Raw genomic sequence first — 20,578 nt, 5'->3', positions numbered from 1 at the left:
CCATTCGGGTAGGAGCCCAGCGCCTTGACTGCGGCCTGCACGGCCACCGGCGCCGGCACCCTGTGCGCCGCGCTGGATCGGCTCACCCGGGACGGGCTCGTCGCGACCGAGCGCGAGGAGGCCGTGGAGGGCCGGTTGCGCCGCTACTACGCGATCAGCGACGAAGGAAGGCGCAGGCTGGCCGCCGAGGTCGCCGCCGCGCGCCTTCGCCTGGCGGGAGGGACGGCGTGACCGAGCTGAGCGACCGGTATCGGCGGCTGCTGCGGTGGTATCCGCGTGACCACCGTGGCGACCACGAGGAGGAGATGCTGGACGTGCTGCTGGCGGCGGCCCGGCCGGGACGGACGCGACCCACTCTCCAGGAGGCCGTCGATCTCGTCCGCGGCGGGCTCCGGAACCGGGCGGTGTGGTACTGGAGGGCTACCTTGCCCTTGCCGGTGCGGCACAGGTCGACATCGGGCAGTGGTGGGCTTCCACGCGCGTGAAGTCGTCGCTCACCCTGAGGTCGTTTCATGTGGGTGTTTCACATGGCCGTTCATATGCAGCGACCCATGAAACAATATTCGTCCTGGACGGACGCGGCTGGATGGCGTGTTTCATAGGCGGTCACCTAGGAAACACGGCTCGGCGAGGCGCGTTCCCGTGAAACGATTCCACCGGCTCCTTGTGGCGGGTAGAGGGGTGCCTTAGTACGCCAGCTGCAGATCGTGATCTTGCTGGTGGGGCCCGGCTGTGGGCACGGGTCCGGCCACCGTCGATCATCGTGACTTGTGTGGAGTAACGATGAGATGGTGGCCGCGGGTGGAGTGCTAGGCACCTGGCTGCCGTATGGCGACGCCATCGGTGAGATGGGATGATCGCCGGAGGCCGTTCGAGTGGTAGGGGGCCGTCGTGATCGAGATGCTGGTCGGAGCGCTGATTTTCGGGACGGGGCTGGCGGTCGGTCGCCTGCTGCCCCGGCGCGAGCACAAGTCGAAGGCCGTCGAGACTGGGCCGTTGTGCCAGTGCGGGCACGGTGCCTCGTTCCACGATGTCGAGGGACGCTGCCGGGCAGGCGTTGAACGCGCAAAGTGGAACAACGGCGCGTGGGTGGGAAATGAGTTGCTGCCCTGCGAATGCCAGAAGTACACCGGACCCGAGCCGCTGCCATCGTTCTACGCTCCGGAGCTGCCGGAGTAAGGACACAGATTGGTGCTCCAGCCAGTTCGTGATCTTGCTGGTGGGGCCCCGGGTGCGGGCACGGATACGGCCACCGTCGATCACCGTGACTTGTGGAGGGGTAACGATGAGACGGTGGCCGCGGATCACAGCATGGATCCCGCTCGCCGGCGGGAGTCGTTCGAGGTGGCCATGGGCCGTATCGAGGGACGGTTCGCCCGGGTCGAGCCACGGCGGAGGGTCGGCCGGCTGGTGCCGGGCATGCTGTCGGATCTGCCGCGGAAGAACTGCTGGACGATCGCCGAATGGGCCAGGGAGGCCGCACCGGCGAACTGGCCTACTACCGCTGCCACTCCACCGAGCCGGTGCCGCTGTCCACCCTGGTCCGGGTCGCCGGATCACGGTGGCGGGTGGAGGAGACCTTCCAGACCGAGAAGGGACTGCCCGGCCTGGACGAGCACCAGCTGCGCCGCCACCCCTCCTGGGCCCGCCGGGTCACCCTCGCCATGCTCGCCCACGCCTTCCTGGTCGTCGTCCGCGCAGCCGAACACGCCCGCCCTGCCTCCGTCGGTCTCATCCCGCTGACCTGCAATGAGATCCAGCACCTGCTTCATCACGCCCGTCAACGGACCCCTGTCCAACACCGCCGACCGACTCGGCTGCTCCGGGTGGAGACGACGCCATCAAGCCCGAGCACGCACCAGCCACTACCGGCGACAAGCAGCCACCCAGACACGAAGATCACGATCTACAGCCGGAGTATTAGCGGAACGGCCGACCAGGTGCCTGGTAATCCGCCAGTGGCTTCTGGGGTGCATGGGCCGGGCGGGCTCCGGTTCCGGTGCGGTGTTCACCAGCTGATTCTGGCCGCCACCGGCAGGTGGTCGCTGCCGGTGGCCGGCAGCACCCACGAGCTCTTCGGCTCCACGCCGCGGACCAGGATCTGGTCGATCCGCGCCATCGGGAACTTCGCCGGCCAGCTGAAGCCGAAGCCGTCCCCGGCCGCGTCCTGGGCCGAGCGCAGCCGCGAGGTGATGCCGGCGAACGCGCGGTCGTCCATGGTGCCGTTCAGGTCGCCGAGCAGCACCACCCGCTCGTTCTGCTCGGCGGCGACGGCCTTGCCGAGCGCCTGCGCGCCTCTGTCCCGGTGGGCCGTCCAAAAGCCCGCCTTGGGATTCACGCGTACGGATCCCAGGTGGGCCACATACACTGCCAGCGGCCCGTGATCCGTGGCCACCGTGGTGCGCAGCGCCCGGTTGTAGGTCATCTTGACGTGGGCCGGCTTGGTGGCCGCCAGCGGCCCGGCGTCCATCTGGATGTCGACCGGCCGGGTGTCCGACAGCGGCAGCTTGCTCCACAGCCCGACCGTGCCCTGCACCGTGTGGTACGGGTACGCCTTCGCCAGCTCCTTCTCGTACGTGCCCCGAGCCTGCTGGGTCAGCTCCTGCAGTGCCAGCACGTCCGCGCCGGAGGCGGCCAGGTCATGGGCGGTGCCGGCCGGGTCGGGGTTGGCGGCGCCGACGTTGTGGCTGACCACGGTGAGGTCGCCGCCCGGGTGGGACTTGTCGCTGAGCAGCCCGCCGAAGAGGTTCAGCCACACCACGACCGGCAGCAGCAGCGCGGCCACCGCCAAGGCCGAGCGGCGCCACAGCGCCCCGGCCAGCAGCACCGGGATGAACAGGCCGAACCACGGCAGGAGGGTCTCCACCAGGCTGCCGAGGTTCCCGATCCGGTTCGGGATCTGCGCGTGCAGCAGCATGATCAGCCCCAGCAGCAGCGCCAGCGCCGCGAGCACCGGGCCGCGCTTCCAGGGGCCCGGCGGGGCGCCAGCGCGGATCAGGCGGCGGATGTCCGCGCGCCAGGTCCCGGCGTCGGCATCCGCGCGGCCGGGGCCGCCCTGTTCGGTCTCCGCAGTGTCCACCTGTGTCATCGTTCGTCCTCGCTCACCGCCGGTCGCTGCCGGATCCTAGGGTCCTGTGGGTGGGGTCGGCATAAATGCGCAGGCAACGACGATCGATCGCATTGGTGCGCAGTTCGCAGTACCAGGGTTCGTTCCGGTGGATCCGGCACAGTCCGTACTCGGCACCATGCTGGGACAGCCACGCCGTCGCCACGGAGCGCCCGACGCCGACCGCCTCCCCCGACACATGAGGAGACGTCGCCGCGGTGACCACCCATCGGGCAGCCTCGCCTTCGAACCCATGCTCGGAGACCTCCCCGCGAAGAAGCTGATCTTGGTACTCCGGGGAACGCCAACCGCTGTTGACGCAGCACTCGACTCCGTCGTCCGCGGCGGCCGTCGCAGCCCGGCGGGTCGTTGTTCGTGCTGATGCTGGGTTTCGAGTCATGCCGCCAGTGAAAGCAACGCGGTGTTGCCAGCGCGTATGCGGTTTTCGATACGCCGACGATATGTGCCGACTCGTAGCCTTGAAGACACGCGTGTGTTGACTGCCCTGGCCGCTCTCGACGAGATCCGCAGCCGCCGTCGTACCGAAAGATGAATCAGGGCAATGGAACCGGACCGGTATCTGCCCCGGCCGCGGTCATGACCGGCGACGACGTGCGCCGTTGGCGGCAGTGGATGCGCGATCGCGACCGGGCAGCACCGCGGACGGTGCCGCCGGCCCGATGACCTGGGAGGCGCCCGTCACCTGAGCGGGGCTACTGTTCGCAGACCACCCCGTCTCCGTCCCGATCCTGGTACCAGCCGTACTCCGGATCAGTTCCACGGCGGTAGGGCCCGTAGCCGGCACGGTTGGCTTCTGCGCACGTGTCGAACATCGGGTCCGTCCGGGGCGCCGGTGGGGCGGGGCGCCGCGTCGGCCGCCTGGTCGTCGGCTTCGGCGACGGCTTCCGCGTCCGCGGCGGAGCGGGCCGGGTCGTTCTCGGGACCGCCGTGGTGGGCGCCGTCGTCGGCGTCTGCGTCTGTGTTGCGGTGGCGATGGGCGACGTCGTTGTGGGAAGCGGGGCTCGGGAGGCGGCCGTCGTCGTCTCCTCGGGCGGGGGCCCGGCCAACAGCCCGATGATGAGGATCGCGAAGAACAGCAGGATGAGGCTGCCGCATCCGATGCCGGTCGCGAGCAGGCATCCGTTTCCTCGCGCTTGCGGGTGCTGGGCCGATTGGTGCACGTGCTCTCTCCCCAGGGGTCAGAGGGATCCGGCATAGGACGTGCGGTCCAAGCCCTGGGTTGTCCTGCCGTTGAAGGGAGGCGAACGCCTGAAGATCGTTGCACCTTCAGACCCGAATCTTGATCTACAAGGTAAAGGTAGGTGCTCGTAACAAGGAGAAAACCCGCATCATGGCGACCGAATGTCAAGCCGACCAGCTCTCAAGGGCGGGAACGGGAGAGCCTCAGTTCGTAGCCGTGTTCCCGGCCAGCCGGATGAGCGGGCGGTCGCCGCTGATGGCGGCGTTCCACAGCCAGGGCTGGACGCGGTGGAGGTCGTCTTCTGCATCGGCGGCATGGATGGCCTGACGGAGGGCCAGGCGGAGGTGTTGCAGGCCCTGGAGACTGTGCGGGGCGTGGTCCAGTACACGCTGGCGGCCATCATGGGCGGTGGCGCGGGCCAGGGCGACCATCCACCACGACCGGCCACCGTTACGAGACAACCTTTAGAGATCGTGTGTCGCCACGTGAGAGCTGGACGGTTCCGGACTTGCGCGGGGGCGGGGCCTCGTAGCCTGGTGTGGCGGACGGGCTGGCGCTGCCGCCTGCCCGCATCGGCCCGTCGCGAGGCCCCGCGCGGGGTCCCCGCGCAAGGCGGGAACCGGTCAGCGGCACCCACGCTCAGCCCCCCAGGCGCTCGACCCCGTGGCGGCCTGCACGGTACGTGCACTGAGAGCGGCCCGGGACTGGTGCTGGTCTGCGGGCGAGCCGACCGGCTGTCGGCCGGTCTCCCGGTGGAGCGGCAGCGGAGGGCGGGAGCCGGCGCCGCGTCGGCCGCCCGTGCGGCCCGCTTGCCGGGCCGCCTTGAAGACGTACAGAAGTTCTCACGGACGCCGCTGCGCCCAACTGTGGGGCTATCGCTCCGTTCGGCTCATGATCCGATCACCACCACGCCGCGTCCGCACCGTCGGTGAGCAGGTGCCGGCACCCGCTAAAACAGTCGAGCGCTTCCACTGCTGCTGTTGCCGTTGCCGGCGAGCACATGCGGTTCATTTATTTAGTCAAGGGGAATCCGAAGACACTCGCCCAAGCAGGTACTCAAACTTCTGCGGGAACACCTTTATCCCGAATCGATGCGCGATCTCGGCGAGAGAGGTTTCGGAGATGTCGTAGAGATCGGCATCCCCAAGGTCGGGCAATCCCGTCAAAGATCTCGCATCTTCGTCAGAAAGGCCCGGGAGTCTGTGCTGTACGCAGAATTCTCCCGACTTCCGATCAAAACCTTCCAGCACCCATAGAATCACTGGCAATCTCCGAGTTCGTCCAGGCCGAGTCTCGTATCTCGACGCATGACAGCCTCGCGGTCCTGGTCCGCATCATGGAGCAGGCCGTCCGGGACGGCATCATCGACCGCAACCCGGCACGCATCACCGGCTGGCAACGGCAGTACAAGCAGGCCGAGGACGAGCTGGACGACCCGCGTTCCCTCGCCCTGCCGGACTGGGAAGCGCTCGTCACCCTCGCTGACGCCCTCGTCGCACGGTCCGCCGACCGCTATCCCGGCTGGGGTGATGTGGTCCTGTTCGCCGCCAGCACCGCCGCCCGCATCGGGGAGGCGTCCGGCGTCCGGGCCTGCGACATCGACCGCGACAGTTGGACCTGGACGGTTCGCCGGCAGACCACCCCCAGCCCCGGCGGCCTGGTCGACAAGGGCACCAAGGGCAAGCGCGCCCGCACCGTGCCGCTGATCGAGGAAATCCGCGGCCTGGTCGCCCGGCGGCTCGACGCGGTCGGCGACGATCCGGACGCACGGCTGTTCACCGGCCCGCGCGGCGGGCGGATCACCACGGCAGTGCTGCGCGATGCCACCCATTGGGATGAGGTGGTGACCCGGCTCGGGTACGAGCATCTGCGCCGCCATGATCTTCGGCACACCGGGCTGACGTGGATGGCCGACGCCGGAATCCCGGTGCACATCCTCCGGAAGATCGCCGGGCACGGTTCGCTGACCACCACGCAGCGCTACCTGCATCCGGACGCCCGCTTGATCACCGCCGCCGGCAAGGCTTTGAGTGACCATCTCAGCGCCCGTAGGTCCCCAGGTGGTCCCCGGCTCAAGGTCGTCTAGCCGGTCGGCCTGACAGAGCCCGGGAACGCGAAAGCCCCGTTGACCAGGCGATTCACCTAGATCAACGGGGCTCTTTCCGCGTCGGGATGGCGGGATTTGAACCCACGACCCCTTGACCCCCAGTCAAGTGCGCTACCAAGCTGCGCCACATCCCGGTGCCTGTCGCGGCAGGCGTGACTACCTTAGCGCAGTCGGAGGGCTGGTGCGTACCGGGTTTCGGCGGGGTGGGGTGTCCGGGGCGTGAGGGCCGGCAGGGAGGTTCGGGGGATGGGACGTGTGGTGGGGGTCGGTGCGCTGGTCGTCGTGCTCGGGGTCGGGGGATGTGCCTCGGAGGGGGCGGGGAGGGGACCGGGGGTGCAACCCTCGGCGCGGTCCTCGGGGGCGTCCGGGGGGACTTCCGGTGGTGCGGCGGGGCCGGAGGTGCGGGTGCCTGGGGGGACTCGGGCGGGGTTCGTGGTGTTCGACCGGGTGGCGGGGCGGGTGACCGTCAGCCGGGACGCGCATGGGACGGTGCGGTCGGCTTCGGTGGTGAAGGTGCTGATCGCCGTGGACTTCCTGGAGCGGCACCGGGTGGTTTCGGCGGGGGACCGGGGGCTGCTGCAGGGGATGCTGCGGTCCAGTGACGATCGGGCGGCGACCGTGTTGTGGAACCGGGGCGGGCGCGGGGCCGTCGTGTCGCGGATGGTGGAGCGGATCGGGCTGGAGGACACGGCGCCGCCGCCGGCGTCCAGGCCGGGGTACTGGGGGTACACGGCGCTCAGCGCGGCCGATGTGGTGACGGTCTACCGGTACGTGCTGGAGCGGGCCGACGCGCGGGTGCGGGGGTTCGTGCTGGGGGAGATGCGCAAGGCCACCCGGTGCGGCAGGGACGGGTTCGACCAGTACTTCGGGATTCCACGGGCGGTGCCCAGGCCGTGGGCGGTCAAGCAGGGGTGGTCGGGGTTCGGGCTCGTTCCGCGGGAGCCCTGCCGTCCGGCGCAGGGCAACGCCGTGTGGGTGCGGCCGGCCGCCGTGCGGGCGGCGCCGACGCTCGGGGTGGGGCGGCCGGTGCTGCACACCACCGGGATCGTGGGGGACGGAGACCGCTGGATCGTGGCGGTGTGGACGCTGTCGCCGCCCGGGACCCCGTTCGCCACGGCGGCGTCGCGGATCACCGCGCTGACCCGGCAGGTGCACCGGGCGGGGACCCGCTGACGGCGACGGGGCGCGGCGACCGGCGGGTCATGTTTCGCCGCTGTTGCTTGATTGTTATCGCTCGCAACAAATGTGTGCCCCGTCCCCTCTGGCGATGCTGGTCGCGGCGACATATGTTGCGGTGCACAACATTCGAACGGCGGGGCCGCGGACCCGGACCCCGCCGGGCGACGCGCGTTGCCGAACGTCCCGCAACCACCCCGCGGCCGCCATCCCGTGGCCGCTACGCAAGAAAGGACCCGTGCAGATGCGCAAGGGCTTCCTGGGTCTGGCCGCCCTCACCACGGCCGCCGCGCTCACCCTCACCGCCTGTGGCGACGACTCCGGCGGGGGCGACTCCGGCTCCGGCGAGGCCAAGGGCAAGGTCGGCGTGATCCTCCCCGACACCAAGTCCTCGGTCCGCTGGGAGAGCTTCGACCGGCCCTACCTGGAGCAGGCGTTCAAGGCCGCCGGCGTGCAGTACGACATCCAGAACGCCGAGGGCTCCACCCAGCGGTTCCAGACCATCGCCGACCAGATGCTCACCAGCGGCGTCACCGTGCTGATGATCACCGGCCTGGACTCCAACTCGGCCGCCGCGGTGACCCGCAAGGCCCAGCAGCAGGGCGTGCAGACCATCGACTACGACCGGCTGACGCTGGGCGGCGTGTCGAGCTACTACGTCTCGTTCGACAACGTCAAGGTCGGCGAGGAGCTCGGCAAGGGCCTGCAGAAGTGCCTGGGCGACAAGCAGGCCAACATCGTCTACCTGAACGGCTCCCCCACCGACAACAACGCCACCCTGTTCGCGCAGGGCGCCCACTCGGTGCTCGACAAGGTGCCCACCTACAAGAAGGTCGCCGAGCAGGCGGTCCCCAACTGGGACAACCAGCGCGCCGCCACCATCTTCGAGCAGATGTGGACCCAGCAGAACGGCGAGATCGACGGCGTGCTGGCCGCCAACGACGGCCTGGGCAACGCGGCGGTGTCCATCCTGAAGAAGAACAAGGCCGCCGGGAAGGTCCCCGTCACCGGCCAGGACGCCACCCTGCAGGGCCTGCAGAACGTGCTGGACGGCAGCCAGTGCATGACCGTCTACAAGCCCATCAAGCAGGAGGCCGACGCCGCGGCCAAGCTGGCGATCTCGCTGCTGAAGGGCGAGAAGCCGCAGACCAACGGCACCACCAAGGACACCCAGGCCAACCGTGACGTGCCCTCGGTCCTGCTGACCCCGATCGGGGTCTACAAGGAGAACGTCAAGCAGGTCGTCGACGACGGGTTCGTCAAGAAGGAAGAGCTCTGCGCGGGCGCCTACGCCGACAAGTGCAAGGAAGCCGGCATCCAGTAATGGCCGCCGCGGGACGCCCGTACCCCCGGGTGCGGGCGTCCCGCGCCGTCCGGAAGGAACGACGTGGCTGACGTAGCCAGTAAGGCAACCCCGGTGCTGCGGCTGGCCGGGGTCAACAAGAGCTTCGGCGCGGTCAAGGTCCTGCACGACGTGGACTTCGCGGTCTACCCGGGACAGGTGACCGCACTGGTCGGCGACAACGGGGCGGGCAAGTCCACCCTGATCAAGTGCATCGCCGGCATCCACCCGATCGACTCCGGCGAGTTCTTCTTCGAGGGCCGTCCGGTCAGCATCGGCACCCCCCGCGACGCCGCCGCGCTCGGCATCGAGGTCGTCTACCAGGACCTCGCGCTGGCCGACAACCTCGACATCGTGCAGAACATGTTCCTGGGGCGGGAACGCCGCCGGGGCCTGGTGCTGGACGAGGCGTCGATGGAGGAGTCGGCGCGGGAGACCCTCAGCAGGCTGTCGGTGCGCACCGTCAAGTCGGTGCGGCAGCTGGTGGCCAGCCTGTCCGGCGGGCAGCGGCAGACCGTCGCCATCGCCAAGGCGGTGCTGTGGGAGTCCAAGGTGGTGATCCTGGACGAGCCGACCGCCGCCCTCGGCGTCGCGCAGACCCGGCAGGTGCTGGACCTGGTGCGGCGGCTGGCCGACACCGGGCACGCCGTGGTGCTCATCTCGCACAACATGAACGACGTGTTCGAGGTGGCCGACCGGATCACCGCCCTGTACCTGGGCCGGGTGGCCGCCGACGTCGCGCGCGACGAGGTCACCTCGACCCAGGTGGTCGAGCTCATCACCGCCGGCCGGTCGGGCGACCTGGGCCTCGCCCCGACCACCGAGAGCATGTGAACGGGGCCCGTCATGTCAACACACGAGCTCAAGGAGGCCGCCGTGAAGGTGGCTGACGCGGACTTCGCCATGGACCGCCGCCGCGAGCAGACCATGGCCTCGGCGGCCCGCGACTACTGGGCGCGGGTCCGGGCCGGGGAGCTGGGGGCGCTGCCGTCGATCTTCGGCCTGGTCTCGCTGATCATCCTGTTCACCGCGCTGCGCCCGGAGACGTTCCTGTCCGAGCGCAACATCGCCAACCTGTTCGTGCAGGCGATGTCGGTGACGATCCTGGCGCTGGGCCTGGTGTTCGTGCTGCTGCTCGGCGAGATCGACCTGTCGGCCGGGGTGACCAGCGGGGTGTGCGCCGCGGTGATGGCCAAGCTGATGGTCGACGCCGGCCAGCCCTGGTACGTCACCGTGCTGGCCGCGCTGGTCACCGGGCTGGTCATCGGCGCCGCCATCGGGTTGCTGGTGGCGGTGGTGCGGATCCCCTCGTTCGTGGTGACCCTGGCGCTGTTCCTCGGCCTGCAGGGCATCACGCTGCGGCTGATCGGCGAGGGCGGCACCGTCCCGGTGCGCGACGAGGTGATCGTGGCGCTGGCCAACGACAACATGCCGATCTGGCTGGGCTGGACGCTGGCCGGGCTGTGCACCGTCGTGTTCGCCGCCTCCCAGCTGCTGCGCTGGCGGCGGCAGAAGGAGCGGGGGCTGGTCGGCCGGCCGCTGGGGCTGGTCGCCGCGCAGATCGCGGTGGTCGCGGCGGCGCTGCTGGGCGGCACGTTCCTGATGGGCCTGGACCGCGCGCCCAGCCCGGCGATCGTGCTGAACGGCGTCCCCTGGGGCGTGCCCGTGGTGGCCGTGCTGGTGATCGCGGCGACGTTCGTGCTCAACCGCACCGTCTACGGGCGGCACGTGTACGCGGTCGGCGGGAACGCCGAGGCCGCCCGCCGGGCCGGCATCAACGTGACCGCGATCCGGATGTCGGTGTTCATGATCGCCTCCACGCTGGCCGCGGTGGCCGGGATGGTGGACGCCTCCCGGCTCAACTCGGTCACCCCCGACGCCGGCGCCGGCAACGTGCTGCTGTACGCGGTGGGCGCCGCGGTGATCGGCGGCACCAGCCTGTTCGGCGGCAAGGGCCGGGCCCGTGACGCGGTGCTGGGCGGCCTGGTGGTGACGGTGATCATCAACGGGCTGGGCCTGCTCGGCTCGCCGGCGTACATGCAGATGCTGATCACCGGCGGGGTGCTGCTGCTGGCGGCGAGCATCGACGCGCTGGCGCGCCGCCGTCAGGCGGCCACCGGCCGGTGAGCGCGCCCGCCGGGGCCGGCCGCGGCGGCCCGGCCCCGGCGGGCACGCCTTGATAGGCTCGCGGCGCGGGACCGTGCCCGCGGCCAACGCCCGCCAGTGGGAGCCCCTCGTGATGTCCGTGACACCTGTTCTCGACCTGCGCGGGGTCGGCAAGAGCTTCGGCCCCGTGCAGGTGCTGCACGACGTCGCCCTGTCGGCCTACGCGGGCGAGGTGACCGCCCTGGTCGGCGACAACGGGGCCGGCAAGTCCACGCTGGTCAAGTGCCTGGGCGGGGTGCTGCCGATGGACACCGGCGACTACCTGTTCGAGGGCCGCCCGGTCCGGGTGACCAGCCCCCGGGAGGCCGCCGCGCTGGGCATCGAGATCGTCCACCAGGACCTGGCGCTGTGCGAGAACCTCGACATCGTGCAGAACATGTTCCTGGGCCGCGAGCGGCGCAGCGGCATGGTGCTGGACGAGGCGGCGATGGAGGAGATGGCCGCCCGCACCCTGACCGGCCTGTCGGTGCGCACCATCAAGTCGGTGCGGCAGCCGGTGTCGTCGCTGTCGGGCGGGCAGCGGCAGAGCGTGGCCATCGCCCGCGCCATGCTGTGGGACAGCAAGGTCGTGGTGCTGGACGAGCCGACCGCGGCGCTGGGCGTGACGCAGAGCCGCCAGGTGCTGGAGGTGGTGCGGCGGCTGGCCGACAAGGGCCGGGCCGTGGTGCTGATCTCGCACAACATGAACGACGTGTTCGCCGTGGCGGACCGGATCTGCGCCCTGTTCCTGGGCCGCACCGTCGCGCAGGTCCGCGCCAGCGACGTCACCCACGCCCAGGTCGTCGAACTGATCACCTCCGGTCGCAGCGGGAACGGCGTCGAGCTCGGCCGGCCCCTGCCGCTGAACGGCCACCGGGCGCCGGGCCGGGTCCACGGGACCGGTCGGGGATGATGCGCGCCGCACCGTCTCCCGAGGAGGTCCGCCGCCACAACCTGGGCACCCTGCTGCACCACATCCATCTGCGGGGCCCGGTCTCGCGGGCCGAGCTGGCCGAGGGCATGGGCCTGAACCGCAGCACCATCATGGCGCTGACCAGCGAGCTGACCGCCGCCGGCGTGGTGCGCGAGGAGCTGCCGCGCAGCACCGGGCGGCGGGCCGGCCGGCCCTCGCTGGTGGTGCGGCCCGAGTCCACCCGGGTGTACGTGCTGGCGTTCCAGATCGGCGTGCACCGGCTGGTGGCGGCCCGGGTCGGGCTCGGCGGGGTGATCCTGGACCGCCGGGAGGCGACCCGGCCGCGCGGGCCGTTCGACCCCGACGAGCTGGTCGGCGCGCTGGCGTCGTTCACCCGCCAGCTGGTGCGCCGGGCCGATCCGGACGCGGTGTGCGTGGGGGCGGGGGCGGCGTTCTCCGGCATGGTCCGGCGCTCGGACGGGATGGTCCGGTACGGGCCCAACATCGGCGCGGTCGACGTGTCGCTGGGGGACATGCTGTCGCGGCGGCTGGGTCTCGGGCTGACCGTCGCGATCGCCAACAACGCCAACCTGGGGGCGCTGGCCGAGCACCGGCGCGGGGTCGGGGTCGGCTGCCAGGACCTGCTGTACCTGCACGCCGACGTCGGCGTCGGCGGCGGCATCATCGTCGGCGGCCGGCTGCTGGACGGCGCCGACGGCTACGGCGGCGAGGTCGGGCACATGGTGGTCAACCCGTCGGGGCGGCGCTGCGGCTGCGGCTCCCGCGGCTGCCTGGAGGCCGAGGTCGGCGAGCTGGCGCTGCTGGCGCACGCCGGACGCGAGGACGCCGTGGCCGGGCTGGGCGGCCGGGAGGCGGTGCGGGCCGTGGTGGACGCCGCCGACCGGGGCGACTCGGCCGCCCGCGAGGCCCTGCACCGGGTGGGGGACTGGCTGGGGCTGGGCGTGGCCAACCTGGTCAACGTCTTCAACCCGGAGATGGTGATCTTCGGCGGCACGCTGCGCGACATCTACCTGGGGGCGGCCGCGCAGATCCGCAGCCGGCTGGCGACCGGTTCGATGGCCGCGCCGCGGGAACGGGTCCGGCTGCGCACCGCCGAGCTGGGCGACGACACCACCCTGGTCGGCGCCGCGGAGCTGGCGTTCGCCGAGGTGCTGCGCGACCCGCTGGAGGTGCTGGCCCGGCTGCGCACCGGGGCGGCGGCCGGCCGGCGGCTGCCGGACCGCAGCGAGAGCAACGTCTGACACACGCCTGACAAGGGAGGCCGGGATGAGGACACGGACGTTCGCGGGGACCCCCGTCGGCGCGGTGGGACTCGGCTGCATGCCGATGAGCTGGGCCTACAACCTGGCCGAACGGGACGACGAGGCGTCGGTGGCGCTGATCCGCGAGGCGGTCGAGCTGGGCGTGACGTTCCTGGACACCGCCGACGTCTACGGCCTCGGCCACAACGAGACGCTGGTCGGCCGGGCGCTGTCCGGGCTGCGCGACCGGGTGGTGCTGGCCACCAAGGTCGGGCTGCGGCCGGAGCCGGGCGGCGCGATGGGCCGCGACGGCAGCCCCGGGCACGTCCGCGCGGGCGCCGAGGAGAGCCTGCGGCGGCTCGGCACCGACGTGATCGACCTGTACTACCTGCACCGGGTCGACCCGCGGGTGCCGCTGGCCGAGACGTGGGGCGCGATGGCCGAGCTGGTCGCCGAGGGCAAGGTCCGGTGGCTGGGACTGTCGGAGGTCACCGTGGCGCAGGCCGAGGAGGCGCACGCGATCCATCCGGTCGCGGCGGTCCAGTCGGAGATGTCGCTGTGGACCCGCGACCCGATGGGCGTCCCCGGCGGCACCGCCGGCGGGGCGCCCGGCGCGGGCGCCCTGGCCGCGGAGGGGCCCGGCGACGTGGTCGGCTGGTGCGCCGCGCACGGCGCCGCGTTCGTGCCGTTCTCCCCGCTCGGCCGGGGCTTCCTCACCGGCACCGTCACCTCGGCCGACTTCGACGACAAGGACTTCCGCAGCCGCAACCCGCGCTTCCAGGAGGAGGCGCTGAGGCAGAACATGCGGATCGTGGACGTGGTCCGCCGGGTCGCCGAGCGGCGCGGCGCCACGCCCGCGCAGGTGGCGATCGCCTGGGTGCTGGCGCAGGGCGAGCACGTCATCCCGATCCCCGGCACCAAGAAGGTCCGCTATCTGAGGGAGAACGCCGCGGCGGCGGACCTGGACCTGACGGCCGAGGACCTGGCCGAGCTGGACGCCCTGCCCGCCCCCGTCGGCGGGCGTTACTGAGGCCGCGGCAGCAGCCCCTCCAGCACCTGCGCGGCGGGCAGCTCGGCGGCCAGCCGGTGGCCCTTGCCCGCCCACAGCGCCATCACGTCCGGGTCGCCCCGCCGCGCGGCCGCGCGGCGCAGCGGGGCGGTGATGTGGTGCACGTGCGGATAGGCGGCCGGGGCGTGCGGGCCGTGCTCGGACATGAAGCGGTTGACCAGCCCGCGGGCGGGCCGCCCGGTGAACGCCCGGGTGATCGCGGTGGTGGCGAACCGCGCGTCGGCCAGCGCCGCCTTGTAGGCCGGCGGCGCCCCGCTCTCGGGGGTGCGCAGGAACGCGGTGCCGGCCTGGGCGGCGATCGCCCCGCGCGCCAGCACCTCCGCCACGTCCGCCCCGGTGGCCAGCCCGCCGGCGGCCACCAGCGGGATGTCGGTGGCGTGCCGCACCGCCGTCACCAGCTCCCGCACCCCGTAGGCGGGCAGGTCCTCCTCGCCCGCGAACGAGCCCCGGTGCCCGCCGGCCTCGCTGCCCTGCACGCACAGGGCGTCGGCGGCGGGGACCGCGCGGGCCTCTTCGGGGGTGGTCACCGTCACCACCACCAGCGTCCCCTTCTCCCGGAACGCCTCGATCACCTCCCGGGACGGGCAGCCGAAGGTGAAGCTCACCACCGGGACCGGGTCGGCCAGCAGGGCGGCGATCTTGGCGTCCCAGTCGTCGTCGCCGCCCTCCGGATCGCCCGGCTCGACGCCGAGCCGCTCGGCCTCGGGCACCAGCCGTTCGCGGTAGGCCTTGAGCGCCGCCGGGTCCGCCGCGAACCCGCCCGGCACGAACAGGTTCACCCCGAACGTCCCGGTCGCCGCCCGGACCTCGGTGATCTCGGCCCGCAGCCGGGCGGCGTCCTGGTATCCGCCGGCCAGGAAGCCCAGCCCGCCCGCCCGCGACACCGCCGCGGCCAGCGCGGGCCCGCCGACCCCGCCGGCCATCGGCGCGGCGATGATCGGATGGCGCATCAGGTCGCGCAGGTCGCGCCGCACCTCGCCCATCGCGGCGGCCTAACCCGAGGTCTCGGCGACCAGCCCGGCCACCCGGCCGAGCAGCCCGAGCTGGCCCGCGATCGTGGCCAGGTCGAAGTACACCCGCTCACAGGTGATCCGGTCGCCGTCGAACTCGAAGATCGCCGCCATCCGGCAGCTGAACGTCCGGCCGGTCGGCTCCAGCCCCATGAACGGCCCCAGATGGGTCCCCTTGAGGTCGAACTCCACGATGACCGCGTCGTCGGCGTGCCGCAGCACCACGTTCTCGTTGCGCTGGTCCGGGAAGGCGGTCCGGGTGGTGCGGTAGTACTCCATCACCTCCTCCGGGCCGTCGTAGACCTGGCCGGTGGCCATCAGCTCGTAGCGCGGATGGTCGAACGTGCCCAGGGCCAGGTCGAAGTCCATGTCGTTCTCCGCCTGCATGTGCTCGCGGACGACGGCCTCACGCCGGGCGCGAAGGCTCTGCGGTGGCGATCCCGCCGATGTGGTCTGCAAGGGGAACCTCCTTTTCCCTCTGTAACGTACGAGGAGGTGATTTGGTCACGATCGGACGGATCATCCCGTGAACGAGCCCCGCATCGGCGGGCGGGGACCGGAACCGGTCACAACGGGGCCCGGGAATGCGGGACGGCCTCCGCGGCGTTGCAGCGCCCGGGCGAAAACGGTTCGCCGTACGGCCGCGGGACGACTACGGTCGTGCAGGTTGTACAGGTTGTACCCGCCGGTTCGACGACCGCGACGATGGTGAAGGAACGCGTGTGAGATCGCCGCTGGGCGAACTGCGGCAGCGACTGCCCGAGCTGATGGTGCGCGACCGGCACCGGCTGCGCCGCCGCATCGACGGGGCCCGGGAACTGCGCGACGCGGCCCGGCTCGCCGAGGTGACCGAGCAGATCACGGCCGACGTCGAGCGGGCCGCGGCCCGGGTGGCGCGCCGCCGCGCCGCCGTGCCGCGCATCTCCTACCCGGCCGAGCTGCCGGTCAGCCAGAAGAAGGACGAGATCGCCGAGGCGATCCGCGACCACCAGGTCGTGATCGTGGCGGGCGAGACCGGCTCGGGCAAGACCACCCAGCTGCCCAAGATCTGCCTGGAGCTGGGCCGCGGCGTGCTCGGGACCATCGGGCACACCCAGCCGCGCCGGCTGGCGGCCCGCACGGTCGCCGACCGGATCGCCGAGGAGCTGGGCACCACGCTGGGCGAGACCGTCGGCTACAAGGTGCGGTTCACCGACACCTCCAGCGACGACACGCTGGTCAAGCTGATGACCGACGGCATCCTGCTGGCGGAGATCCAGGGCGACCGGCTGCTGCGCGCCTACGACACGATCATCATCGACGAGGCGCACGAGCGCAGCCTGAACATCGACTTCCTGCTCGGCTACCTCAAGGAGATCCTGCCGCGCCGCCCGGATCTCAAGGTGATCATCACCTCGGCGACCATCGACCCCGAGCGGTTCTCCCGGCACTTCGGCGACGCCCCGATCGTGGAGGTCTCCGGCCGCACCTACCCGGTCGAGGTCCGCTACCGGCCGATCGTCGACCCCGAGGACCCCGAGGCCGACCCCGACCGCGACCAGGTCCAGGCGATCTGTGACGCCGTCGACGAGCTGTGCGCCGAGGGCCCCGGCGACATCCTGGTGTTCCTGTCCGGCGAGCGGGAGATCCGCGACACCGCCGACGCGCTGGCCAAGCGCGGCCTGCCGGGCACCGAGATCCTGCCGCTGTACGCCCGGCTGTCGGCGGCCGAGCAGCACCGGGTGTTCCAGCCGCACCGGGGCCGCCGGATCGTGCTGGCCACCAACGTCGCCGAGACCTCGCTGACGGTGCCGGGCATCAAGTACGTCATCGACCCCGGCACCGCCCGGATCTCCCGCTACAGCCACCGGCTCAAGGTGCAGCGGCTGCCGATCGAGCCGATCTCGCAGGCGTCGGCCAACCAGCGCAAGGGCCGCTGCGGCCGCACCAGCGACGGCATCTGCATCCGGCTGTACTCCGAGGAGGACTTCGCGTCCCGGCCGGAGTTCACCGACCCGGAGATCCTGCGCACCAACCTGGCCTCGGTCATCCTGCAGATGACCAACCTGGGCCTGGGCGACATCGCCGCGTTCCCGTTCGTGGACCCGCCGGACCGCCGCAACATCAAGGACGGCGTCGACCTGCTGCACGAGCTGGGCGCGTTCGACCCGGCCGCCAAGGACCCGCGCCGGCGGCTCACCCCGCTGGGCCGCAAGCTGGCGCAGCTGCCCATCGACCCGCGGCTGGCGCGGATGGTGCTGGAGGCCGACAAGAACGGCTGCGTCCGCGAGGTGCTGGTCATCGCCTCCGCCCTGTCGATCCAGGACCCCCGCGAACGCCCGGCCGACAAGCAGCAGGCCGCCGACGAGCGGCACCGCCGCTTCGCCGACCCGTCCTCGGACTTCCTGGCGTACCTCAACCTGTGGAACTACCTGCGGGAAAAGCAGAAGGAGCTGTCCGGCGGCCAGTTCCGCCGGATGTGCAGGAACGAGTTCCTGCACTATCTGCGCGTCCGTGAGTGGCAGGACCTGCACGGCCAGCTCAAGCAGGTCGCCAAGGGCCTCGGCGTCACCCTCAACACCGCCGAGGCCGCACCCGAGGCGATCCACCGGTCGCTGCTGGCCGGGCTGCTGTCGCACGTCGGGCTGATGGACCCGGAGAAACGCGACTACCTCGGCGCCCGCAACGCCCGGTTCGCGATCTTCCCCGGGTCGGGGCTGTTCAAGAAGCCGCCGCGCTGGGTGATGTCGGCCGAGCTGGTGGAGACCTCCCGGCTGTGGGCGCGGGTCAACGCCAGGATCGAGCCCGACTGGATCGAGCCGCTGGCCCAGCACCTGGTCAAACGCACCTACAGCGAGCCGCACTGGTCCAAGAAGCAGGGCGCGGTGATGGCGTACGAGCGGGTCACCCTCTACGGGATCCCGATCGTGACCCAGCGGCGCGTCAACTACGGCCGCATCGACCCCGAGCTGTCCCGGGAGCTGTTCATCCGGCACGCCCTCGTCGGCGGCGAGTGGGACACCCACCACAGGTTCTTCCAGGAGAACCGGGACCTGCTGGAAGAGGTCGAGGACCTGGAGCACCGGGCCCGCCGCCGCGACATCCTGGTCGACGACGAGACCCTGTTCGACTTCTACGACCAGCGGATCCCCGCCGACGTGGTCTCGGTCCGGCACTTCGACGCCTGGTGGAAGAAGGCCCGCCGCACCAGGCCCGATCTGCTGAACTTCACCAGGCAGATGCTGATCAACGAGGGCGCGGGCGAGATCAGCGAGGCCGACTACCCCGACGAGTGGCGGCAGGGGCCGCTGCGGTTCCGGCTGACGTACCTGTTCGAGCCGGGCGGGGACGCCGCCGGGACCGACGGCGTGACCGTCCACGTCCCGCTGCAGGTCCTCAACCAGGTGTCGCCGGACGGGTTCGACTGGCAGATCCCGGGCCTGCGGGCCGAGCTGGTCACCGAGCTGATCCGTTCCCTGCCCAAGCAGCTGCGGGTGAACTTCGTACCGGCCCCCGACGTGGCCCGCAAGGTGCTGCAACGGGTGTCGCCGTACGACGGGCCGCTGCTGGACGCGCTGGAACGGGAGCTGCGCGCCATGACCGGCGTCACCGTCCCCCGCGAGAGCTGGGACCTGTCGCGCGTGCCCGAGCACCTGAAGATGACGTTCCGGGTGGTCGACGGCCGGGACCGCGCCGTCGCCGAGGGCAAGGACCTCGAGGAGCTCAAGCGGCGGCTCAAGGGCAGGATGCGCGGCACCCTCCAGGCCGCCGCCCAGAAGGACGGCATCGAGCGGTCCGGTCTCACGACCTGGAGCATCGGCGAGCTCCCGCAGCTCTACGAGCGCAGGCAGTCCGGTTATGCGGTCAAGGCGTTCCCGGCGCTGACCGACGAGGGCGAAAGCGTGGCCGTCCGCATGTACGAGACGCCCGCCGAGCAGCAGCAGGCCATGTGGCGCGGCACCCGCCGCCTCCTGCTGCTGGGCTCGCCGTCCCCGGTCAAGTTCCTGCAGGCCGGCCTGAGCAACCAGGCCAAGCTCGCGCTCAGCCACAACCCGCACGGCTCGGTCGCCGCGCTGTTCGAGGACTGCGCCACGGCCGCCGCCGACAAGCTGATGGCCGACGCCGGCGGTCCCGTCTGGGACGAGGAGGGCTTCACCAAGCTCCACGACCACGTGCGGGCCGAGCTGGCCGACACCGCCGCCGCCGTCGTCGGGCAGGTCGAGCGGATCCTGCGGGCCGCCCACGAGGTCGACCGGCGGCTGCGCGGCACCACCAGCCTCGTCCTCGTGCCGTCGCTGACGGACCTGCGCACCCAGCTCGACGAGCTGGTCGCGCCGGGCTTCGTCACCGCCACCGGCTTCGCGCGCCTGCCCGACCTGCTGCGCTACCTGCGGGCGATGGAGGCCAGGCTGGACAAGCTGCCGGAGAACCCCAACCGCGACCGGCTGCTCATGCAGCAGGTGCACCAGATGCGGCGGGAGTACGACGACCTGCTGCGCCGGCTGCCCCCGGCCCGCCGCGACGACGAGGCCGTCCGGCAGATCCGCTGGATGATCGAGGAGCTGCGGGTCAGCCTGTTCGCCCAGCGCCTGGGCACCCGCTACCCGGTCTCCGACAAGCGCATCCGCAAGGCCATCGCCCAGATCACTCCTTGAGGTCCGGCAGGAACGACTCCAGCAGGCCCCGCAGCACGGCGGCCGTCTCGGCGCGGCCGGGCGCCCCGCCCGCTCCGGCCAGCCGGTCGAACAGCAGCCCGTCCAGGCAGGCCACCAGCAGCACGGCCTGCCGCTGCGGATCGGTGGCCCCGAGCGCGGTGAGCATCCCGGCGGCCAGCCTGCGGTAGCGGGCGCCGACCGTGTCGTAGACCGCGCGCAGCTCAGGGCGCCGGTTGGCCTCCAGCGCCAGCTCGTAGCGGGCCAGCATCCGGTCACGGGCGGTCGTCGCCCACAGTTCCACCAGCCCGGCGGCGGCGTCGGCGATCGCCGCCACGTCCGGCCGTCCGGCCGGTTCCGGCAGCTCCTCCACGGTGTCCAGCTCGGCGAGCCGTTCCACCGCCGCCCGCAGCAGCGCCTGCCGGGTGCGGAAGTAGTACGAGGTGGAGCCCTCGGGCACCCCGGCGGCCCGGTCCACCGCCCGGTGCGTGAGCCCGCGCATCCCCTCCCGGGCCAGCGTGCTGATCGCCGCGTCGGCCAGCCGCCTGCGGCGGTCCGGCTGCTCGTCCATGCCCCTCCTCCGATGTCTCTACAACCGTAGAGTAGAGTGGATGCT

20 protein-coding genes, 1 tRNA gene and 1 pseudogene are annotated in these 20,578 nt (G+C 71.6%); 13 read left to right on the top strand and 9 right to left on the bottom strand.

The features are described 5' to 3' along the window. Nucleotides 1-24: 24 nt before the first annotated feature. From HNR21_RS25855 to HNR21_RS35575, 4 genes and pseudogenes are all read left to right on the top strand, one after another. The gene (locus tag HNR21_RS25855) at nt 25-231 is read left to right on the top strand and encodes a PadR family transcriptional regulator (RefSeq protein ID WP_182707247.1); all 207 of its coding nucleotides are present in this window, start codon (nt 25-27) and stop codon (nt 229-231) included. Next, entirely contained in the window at nt 228-485 is a 258-nt protein-coding gene (locus HNR21_RS25850; RefSeq protein ID WP_182707246.1) for a hypothetical protein, read from the top strand. The genes HNR21_RS25855 and HNR21_RS25850 overlap by 4 nt, the downstream gene beginning before the upstream one ends. 406 nt (nt 486-891) lie before the next feature. Next, complete coding sequence (locus HNR21_RS25845) at nt 892-1,179, top strand: hypothetical protein (RefSeq protein ID WP_182707245.1); 288 nt, start codon at nt 892-894, stop codon at nt 1,177-1,179. 302 nt (nt 1,180-1,481) lie between these two features. After that, nucleotides 1,482-1,884 (top strand): annotated as a pseudogene (locus tag HNR21_RS35575) (IS701 family transposase); the annotation flags it as partial. Between the two features lie 124 nt (nt 1,885-2,008). Here HNR21_RS35575 and HNR21_RS25835 read toward each other — a convergent pair. The 5 genes from HNR21_RS25835 to HNR21_RS36765 form a co-directional block, all read right to left on the bottom strand. Further along, entirely contained in the window at nt 2,009-3,088 is a 1,080-nt protein-coding gene (locus HNR21_RS25835; protein WP_182707243.1) for an endonuclease/exonuclease/phosphatase family protein, read from the bottom strand. A 13-nt stretch (nt 3,089-3,101) separates the two neighbouring features. Continuing rightward, a complete protein-coding gene (locus HNR21_RS36670; protein ID WP_182707242.1) occupies nt 3,102-3,506 on the bottom strand; it encodes a D-alanyl-D-alanine carboxypeptidase family protein in 405 nt (134 codons plus the stop codon). A gap of 313 nt (nt 3,507-3,819) precedes the next feature. After that, nucleotides 3,820-3,939 (bottom strand): excalibur calcium-binding domain-containing protein, encoded by a 120-nt coding sequence (locus HNR21_RS36665; RefSeq protein ID WP_119729978.1) that lies wholly within the window; start codon nt 3,937-3,939, stop codon nt 3,820-3,822. A gap of 571 nt (nt 3,940-4,510) precedes the next feature. Further along, complete coding sequence (locus HNR21_RS25820; protein ID WP_182707241.1) at nt 4,511-4,738, bottom strand: hypothetical protein; 228 nt, start codon at nt 4,736-4,738, stop codon at nt 4,511-4,513. A 588-nt stretch (nt 4,739-5,326) separates the two neighbouring features. Then, nucleotides 5,327-5,557, bottom strand: coding sequence for a DUF7683 domain-containing protein (locus HNR21_RS36765; RefSeq protein ID WP_446697341.1), 231 nt, complete (start codon nt 5,555-5,557; stop codon nt 5,327-5,329). Between the two features lie 86 nt (nt 5,558-5,643). On the opposite strand from HNR21_RS36765, the gene HNR21_RS25815 reads away from it, so the two are divergent. Further along, a complete protein-coding gene (locus HNR21_RS25815) occupies nt 5,644-6,393 on the top strand; it encodes a tyrosine-type recombinase/integrase (RefSeq protein ID WP_220500298.1) in 750 nt (249 codons plus the stop codon). Between the two features lie 81 nt (nt 6,394-6,474). On the opposite strand, the gene HNR21_RS25810 is transcribed toward HNR21_RS25815, so the two are convergent. Continuing rightward, a tRNA-Pro gene (locus tag HNR21_RS25810) sits at nt 6,475-6,548 on the bottom strand. A gap of 271 nt (nt 6,549-6,819) precedes the next feature. Between HNR21_RS25810 and HNR21_RS25805 the strand changes: the two genes are divergently transcribed. From HNR21_RS25805 to HNR21_RS25775, 7 genes are all read left to right on the top strand, one after another. After that, entirely contained in the window at nt 6,820-7,587 is a 768-nt protein-coding gene (locus HNR21_RS25805; protein WP_312881275.1) for a serine hydrolase, read from the top strand. A gap of 247 nt (nt 7,588-7,834) precedes the next feature. Further along, nucleotides 7,835-8,914 carry a sugar ABC transporter substrate-binding protein gene (locus HNR21_RS25800; RefSeq protein ID WP_182707239.1) on the top strand — a complete coding sequence of 360 codons (1,080 nt, stop codon included), beginning with the start codon at nt 7,835-7,837 and terminating at the stop codon, nt 8,912-8,914. A 63-nt stretch (nt 8,915-8,977) separates the two neighbouring features. Continuing rightward, entirely contained in the window at nt 8,978-9,766 is a 789-nt protein-coding gene (locus HNR21_RS25795; RefSeq protein WP_182707238.1) for an ATP-binding cassette domain-containing protein, read from the top strand. Nucleotides 9,767-9,808: 42 nt separating this feature from the next. After that, nucleotides 9,809-11,059 (top strand): sugar ABC transporter permease, encoded by a 1,251-nt coding sequence (locus HNR21_RS25790; RefSeq protein ID WP_312881273.1) that lies wholly within the window; start codon nt 9,809-9,811, stop codon nt 11,057-11,059. A 112-nt stretch (nt 11,060-11,171) separates the two neighbouring features. After that, entirely contained in the window at nt 11,172-11,990 is an 819-nt protein-coding gene (locus HNR21_RS25785) for an ATP-binding cassette domain-containing protein (RefSeq protein ID WP_182707236.1), read from the top strand. Further along, nucleotides 11,987-13,252: an ROK family transcriptional regulator gene (locus HNR21_RS25780; RefSeq protein WP_246442336.1), complete on the top strand. Its 1,266-nt coding sequence runs from the start codon at nt 11,987-11,989 to the stop codon at nt 13,250-13,252. Before HNR21_RS25785 ends, HNR21_RS25780 begins: the two co-directional genes overlap by 4 nt. Before the next feature lie 25 nt (nt 13,253-13,277). After that, nucleotides 13,278-14,282: an aldo/keto reductase gene (locus HNR21_RS25775; RefSeq protein WP_182707235.1), complete on the top strand. Its 1,005-nt coding sequence runs from the start codon at nt 13,278-13,280 to the stop codon at nt 14,280-14,282. Here HNR21_RS25775 and HNR21_RS25770 read toward each other — a convergent pair. Both HNR21_RS25770 and HNR21_RS25765 read right to left on the bottom strand, forming a co-directional pair. Then, a complete protein-coding gene (locus HNR21_RS25770; RefSeq protein WP_182707234.1) occupies nt 14,276-15,304 on the bottom strand; it encodes a nitronate monooxygenase in 1,029 nt (342 codons plus the stop codon). The genes HNR21_RS25775 and HNR21_RS25770 overlap by 7 nt on opposite strands. A 9-nt stretch (nt 15,305-15,313) precedes the next feature. Beyond that, a complete protein-coding gene (locus HNR21_RS25765) occupies nt 15,314-15,790 on the bottom strand; it encodes an ester cyclase (protein WP_246442335.1) in 477 nt (158 codons plus the stop codon). A gap of 263 nt (nt 15,791-16,053) precedes the next feature. On the opposite strand from HNR21_RS25765, the gene hrpA reads away from it, so the two are divergent. Beyond that, the gene (hrpA, locus tag HNR21_RS25760) at nt 16,054-19,965 is read left to right on the top strand and encodes an ATP-dependent RNA helicase HrpA (protein ID WP_312881272.1); all 3,912 of its coding nucleotides are present in this window, start codon (nt 16,054-16,056) and stop codon (nt 19,963-19,965) included. On the opposite strand, the gene HNR21_RS25755 is transcribed toward hrpA, so the two are convergent. Further along, the gene (locus tag HNR21_RS25755; RefSeq protein WP_182707232.1) at nt 19,955-20,533 is read right to left on the bottom strand and encodes a TetR/AcrR family transcriptional regulator; all 579 of its coding nucleotides are present in this window, start codon (nt 20,531-20,533) and stop codon (nt 19,955-19,957) included. The two genes, hrpA and HNR21_RS25755, sit on opposite strands and share 11 nt — an antisense overlap. Between the last annotated feature and the right edge of the window lie 45 nt (nt 20,534-20,578).

Origin of the sequence: Thermomonospora cellulosilytica, from assembly GCF_014138835.1 — a bacterium.
In the GTDB taxonomy this organism is placed as follows: domain Bacteria; phylum Actinomycetota; class Actinomycetes; order Streptosporangiales; family Streptosporangiaceae; genus Thermomonospora; species Thermomonospora amylolytica.
Note: the sequence above shows the minus strand (reverse complement) of the source record. Positions and strands in the feature narration are given on the sequence as shown.

Excerpts from the sequence above, each read along its gene's own strand:
- HNR21_RS25835 (WP_182707243.1), bottom strand. The coding sequence starts at position 3,088 with ATGACACAGGTGGACACTGCGGAGACCGAACAGGGCGGCCCCGGCCGC.
- HNR21_RS36670 (WP_182707242.1), bottom strand. The coding sequence starts at position 3,506 with ATGACTCGAAACCCAGCATCAGCACGAACAACGACCCGCCGGGCTGCG.
- HNR21_RS36665 (WP_119729978.1), bottom strand. The coding sequence starts at position 3,939 with ATGTTCGACACGTGCGCAGAAGCCAACCGTGCCGGCTACGGGCCCTAC.
- HNR21_RS25820 (WP_182707241.1), bottom strand. The coding sequence starts at position 4,738 with ATGGTCGCCCTGGCCCGCGCCACCGCCCATGATGGCCGCCAGCGTGTA.
- HNR21_RS25815 (WP_220500298.1), top strand. The coding sequence starts at position 5,644 with ATGGAGCAGGCCGTCCGGGACGGCATCATCGACCGCAACCCGGCACGC.
- HNR21_RS25800 (WP_182707239.1), top strand. The coding sequence starts at position 7,835 with ATGCGCAAGGGCTTCCTGGGTCTGGCCGCCCTCACCACGGCCGCCGCG.
- HNR21_RS25785 (WP_182707236.1), top strand. The coding sequence starts at position 11,172 with ATGTCCGTGACACCTGTTCTCGACCTGCGCGGGGTCGGCAAGAGCTTC.
- HNR21_RS25780 (WP_246442336.1), top strand. The coding sequence starts at position 11,987 with ATGATGCGCGCCGCACCGTCTCCCGAGGAGGTCCGCCGCCACAACCTG.
- HNR21_RS25775 (WP_182707235.1), top strand. The coding sequence starts at position 13,278 with ATGAGGACACGGACGTTCGCGGGGACCCCCGTCGGCGCGGTGGGACTC.
- HNR21_RS25770 (WP_182707234.1), bottom strand. The coding sequence starts at position 15,304 with ATGGGCGAGGTGCGGCGCGACCTGCGCGACCTGATGCGCCATCCGATC.
- HNR21_RS25755 (WP_182707232.1), bottom strand. The coding sequence starts at position 20,533 with ATGGACGAGCAGCCGGACCGCCGCAGGCGGCTGGCCGACGCGGCGATC.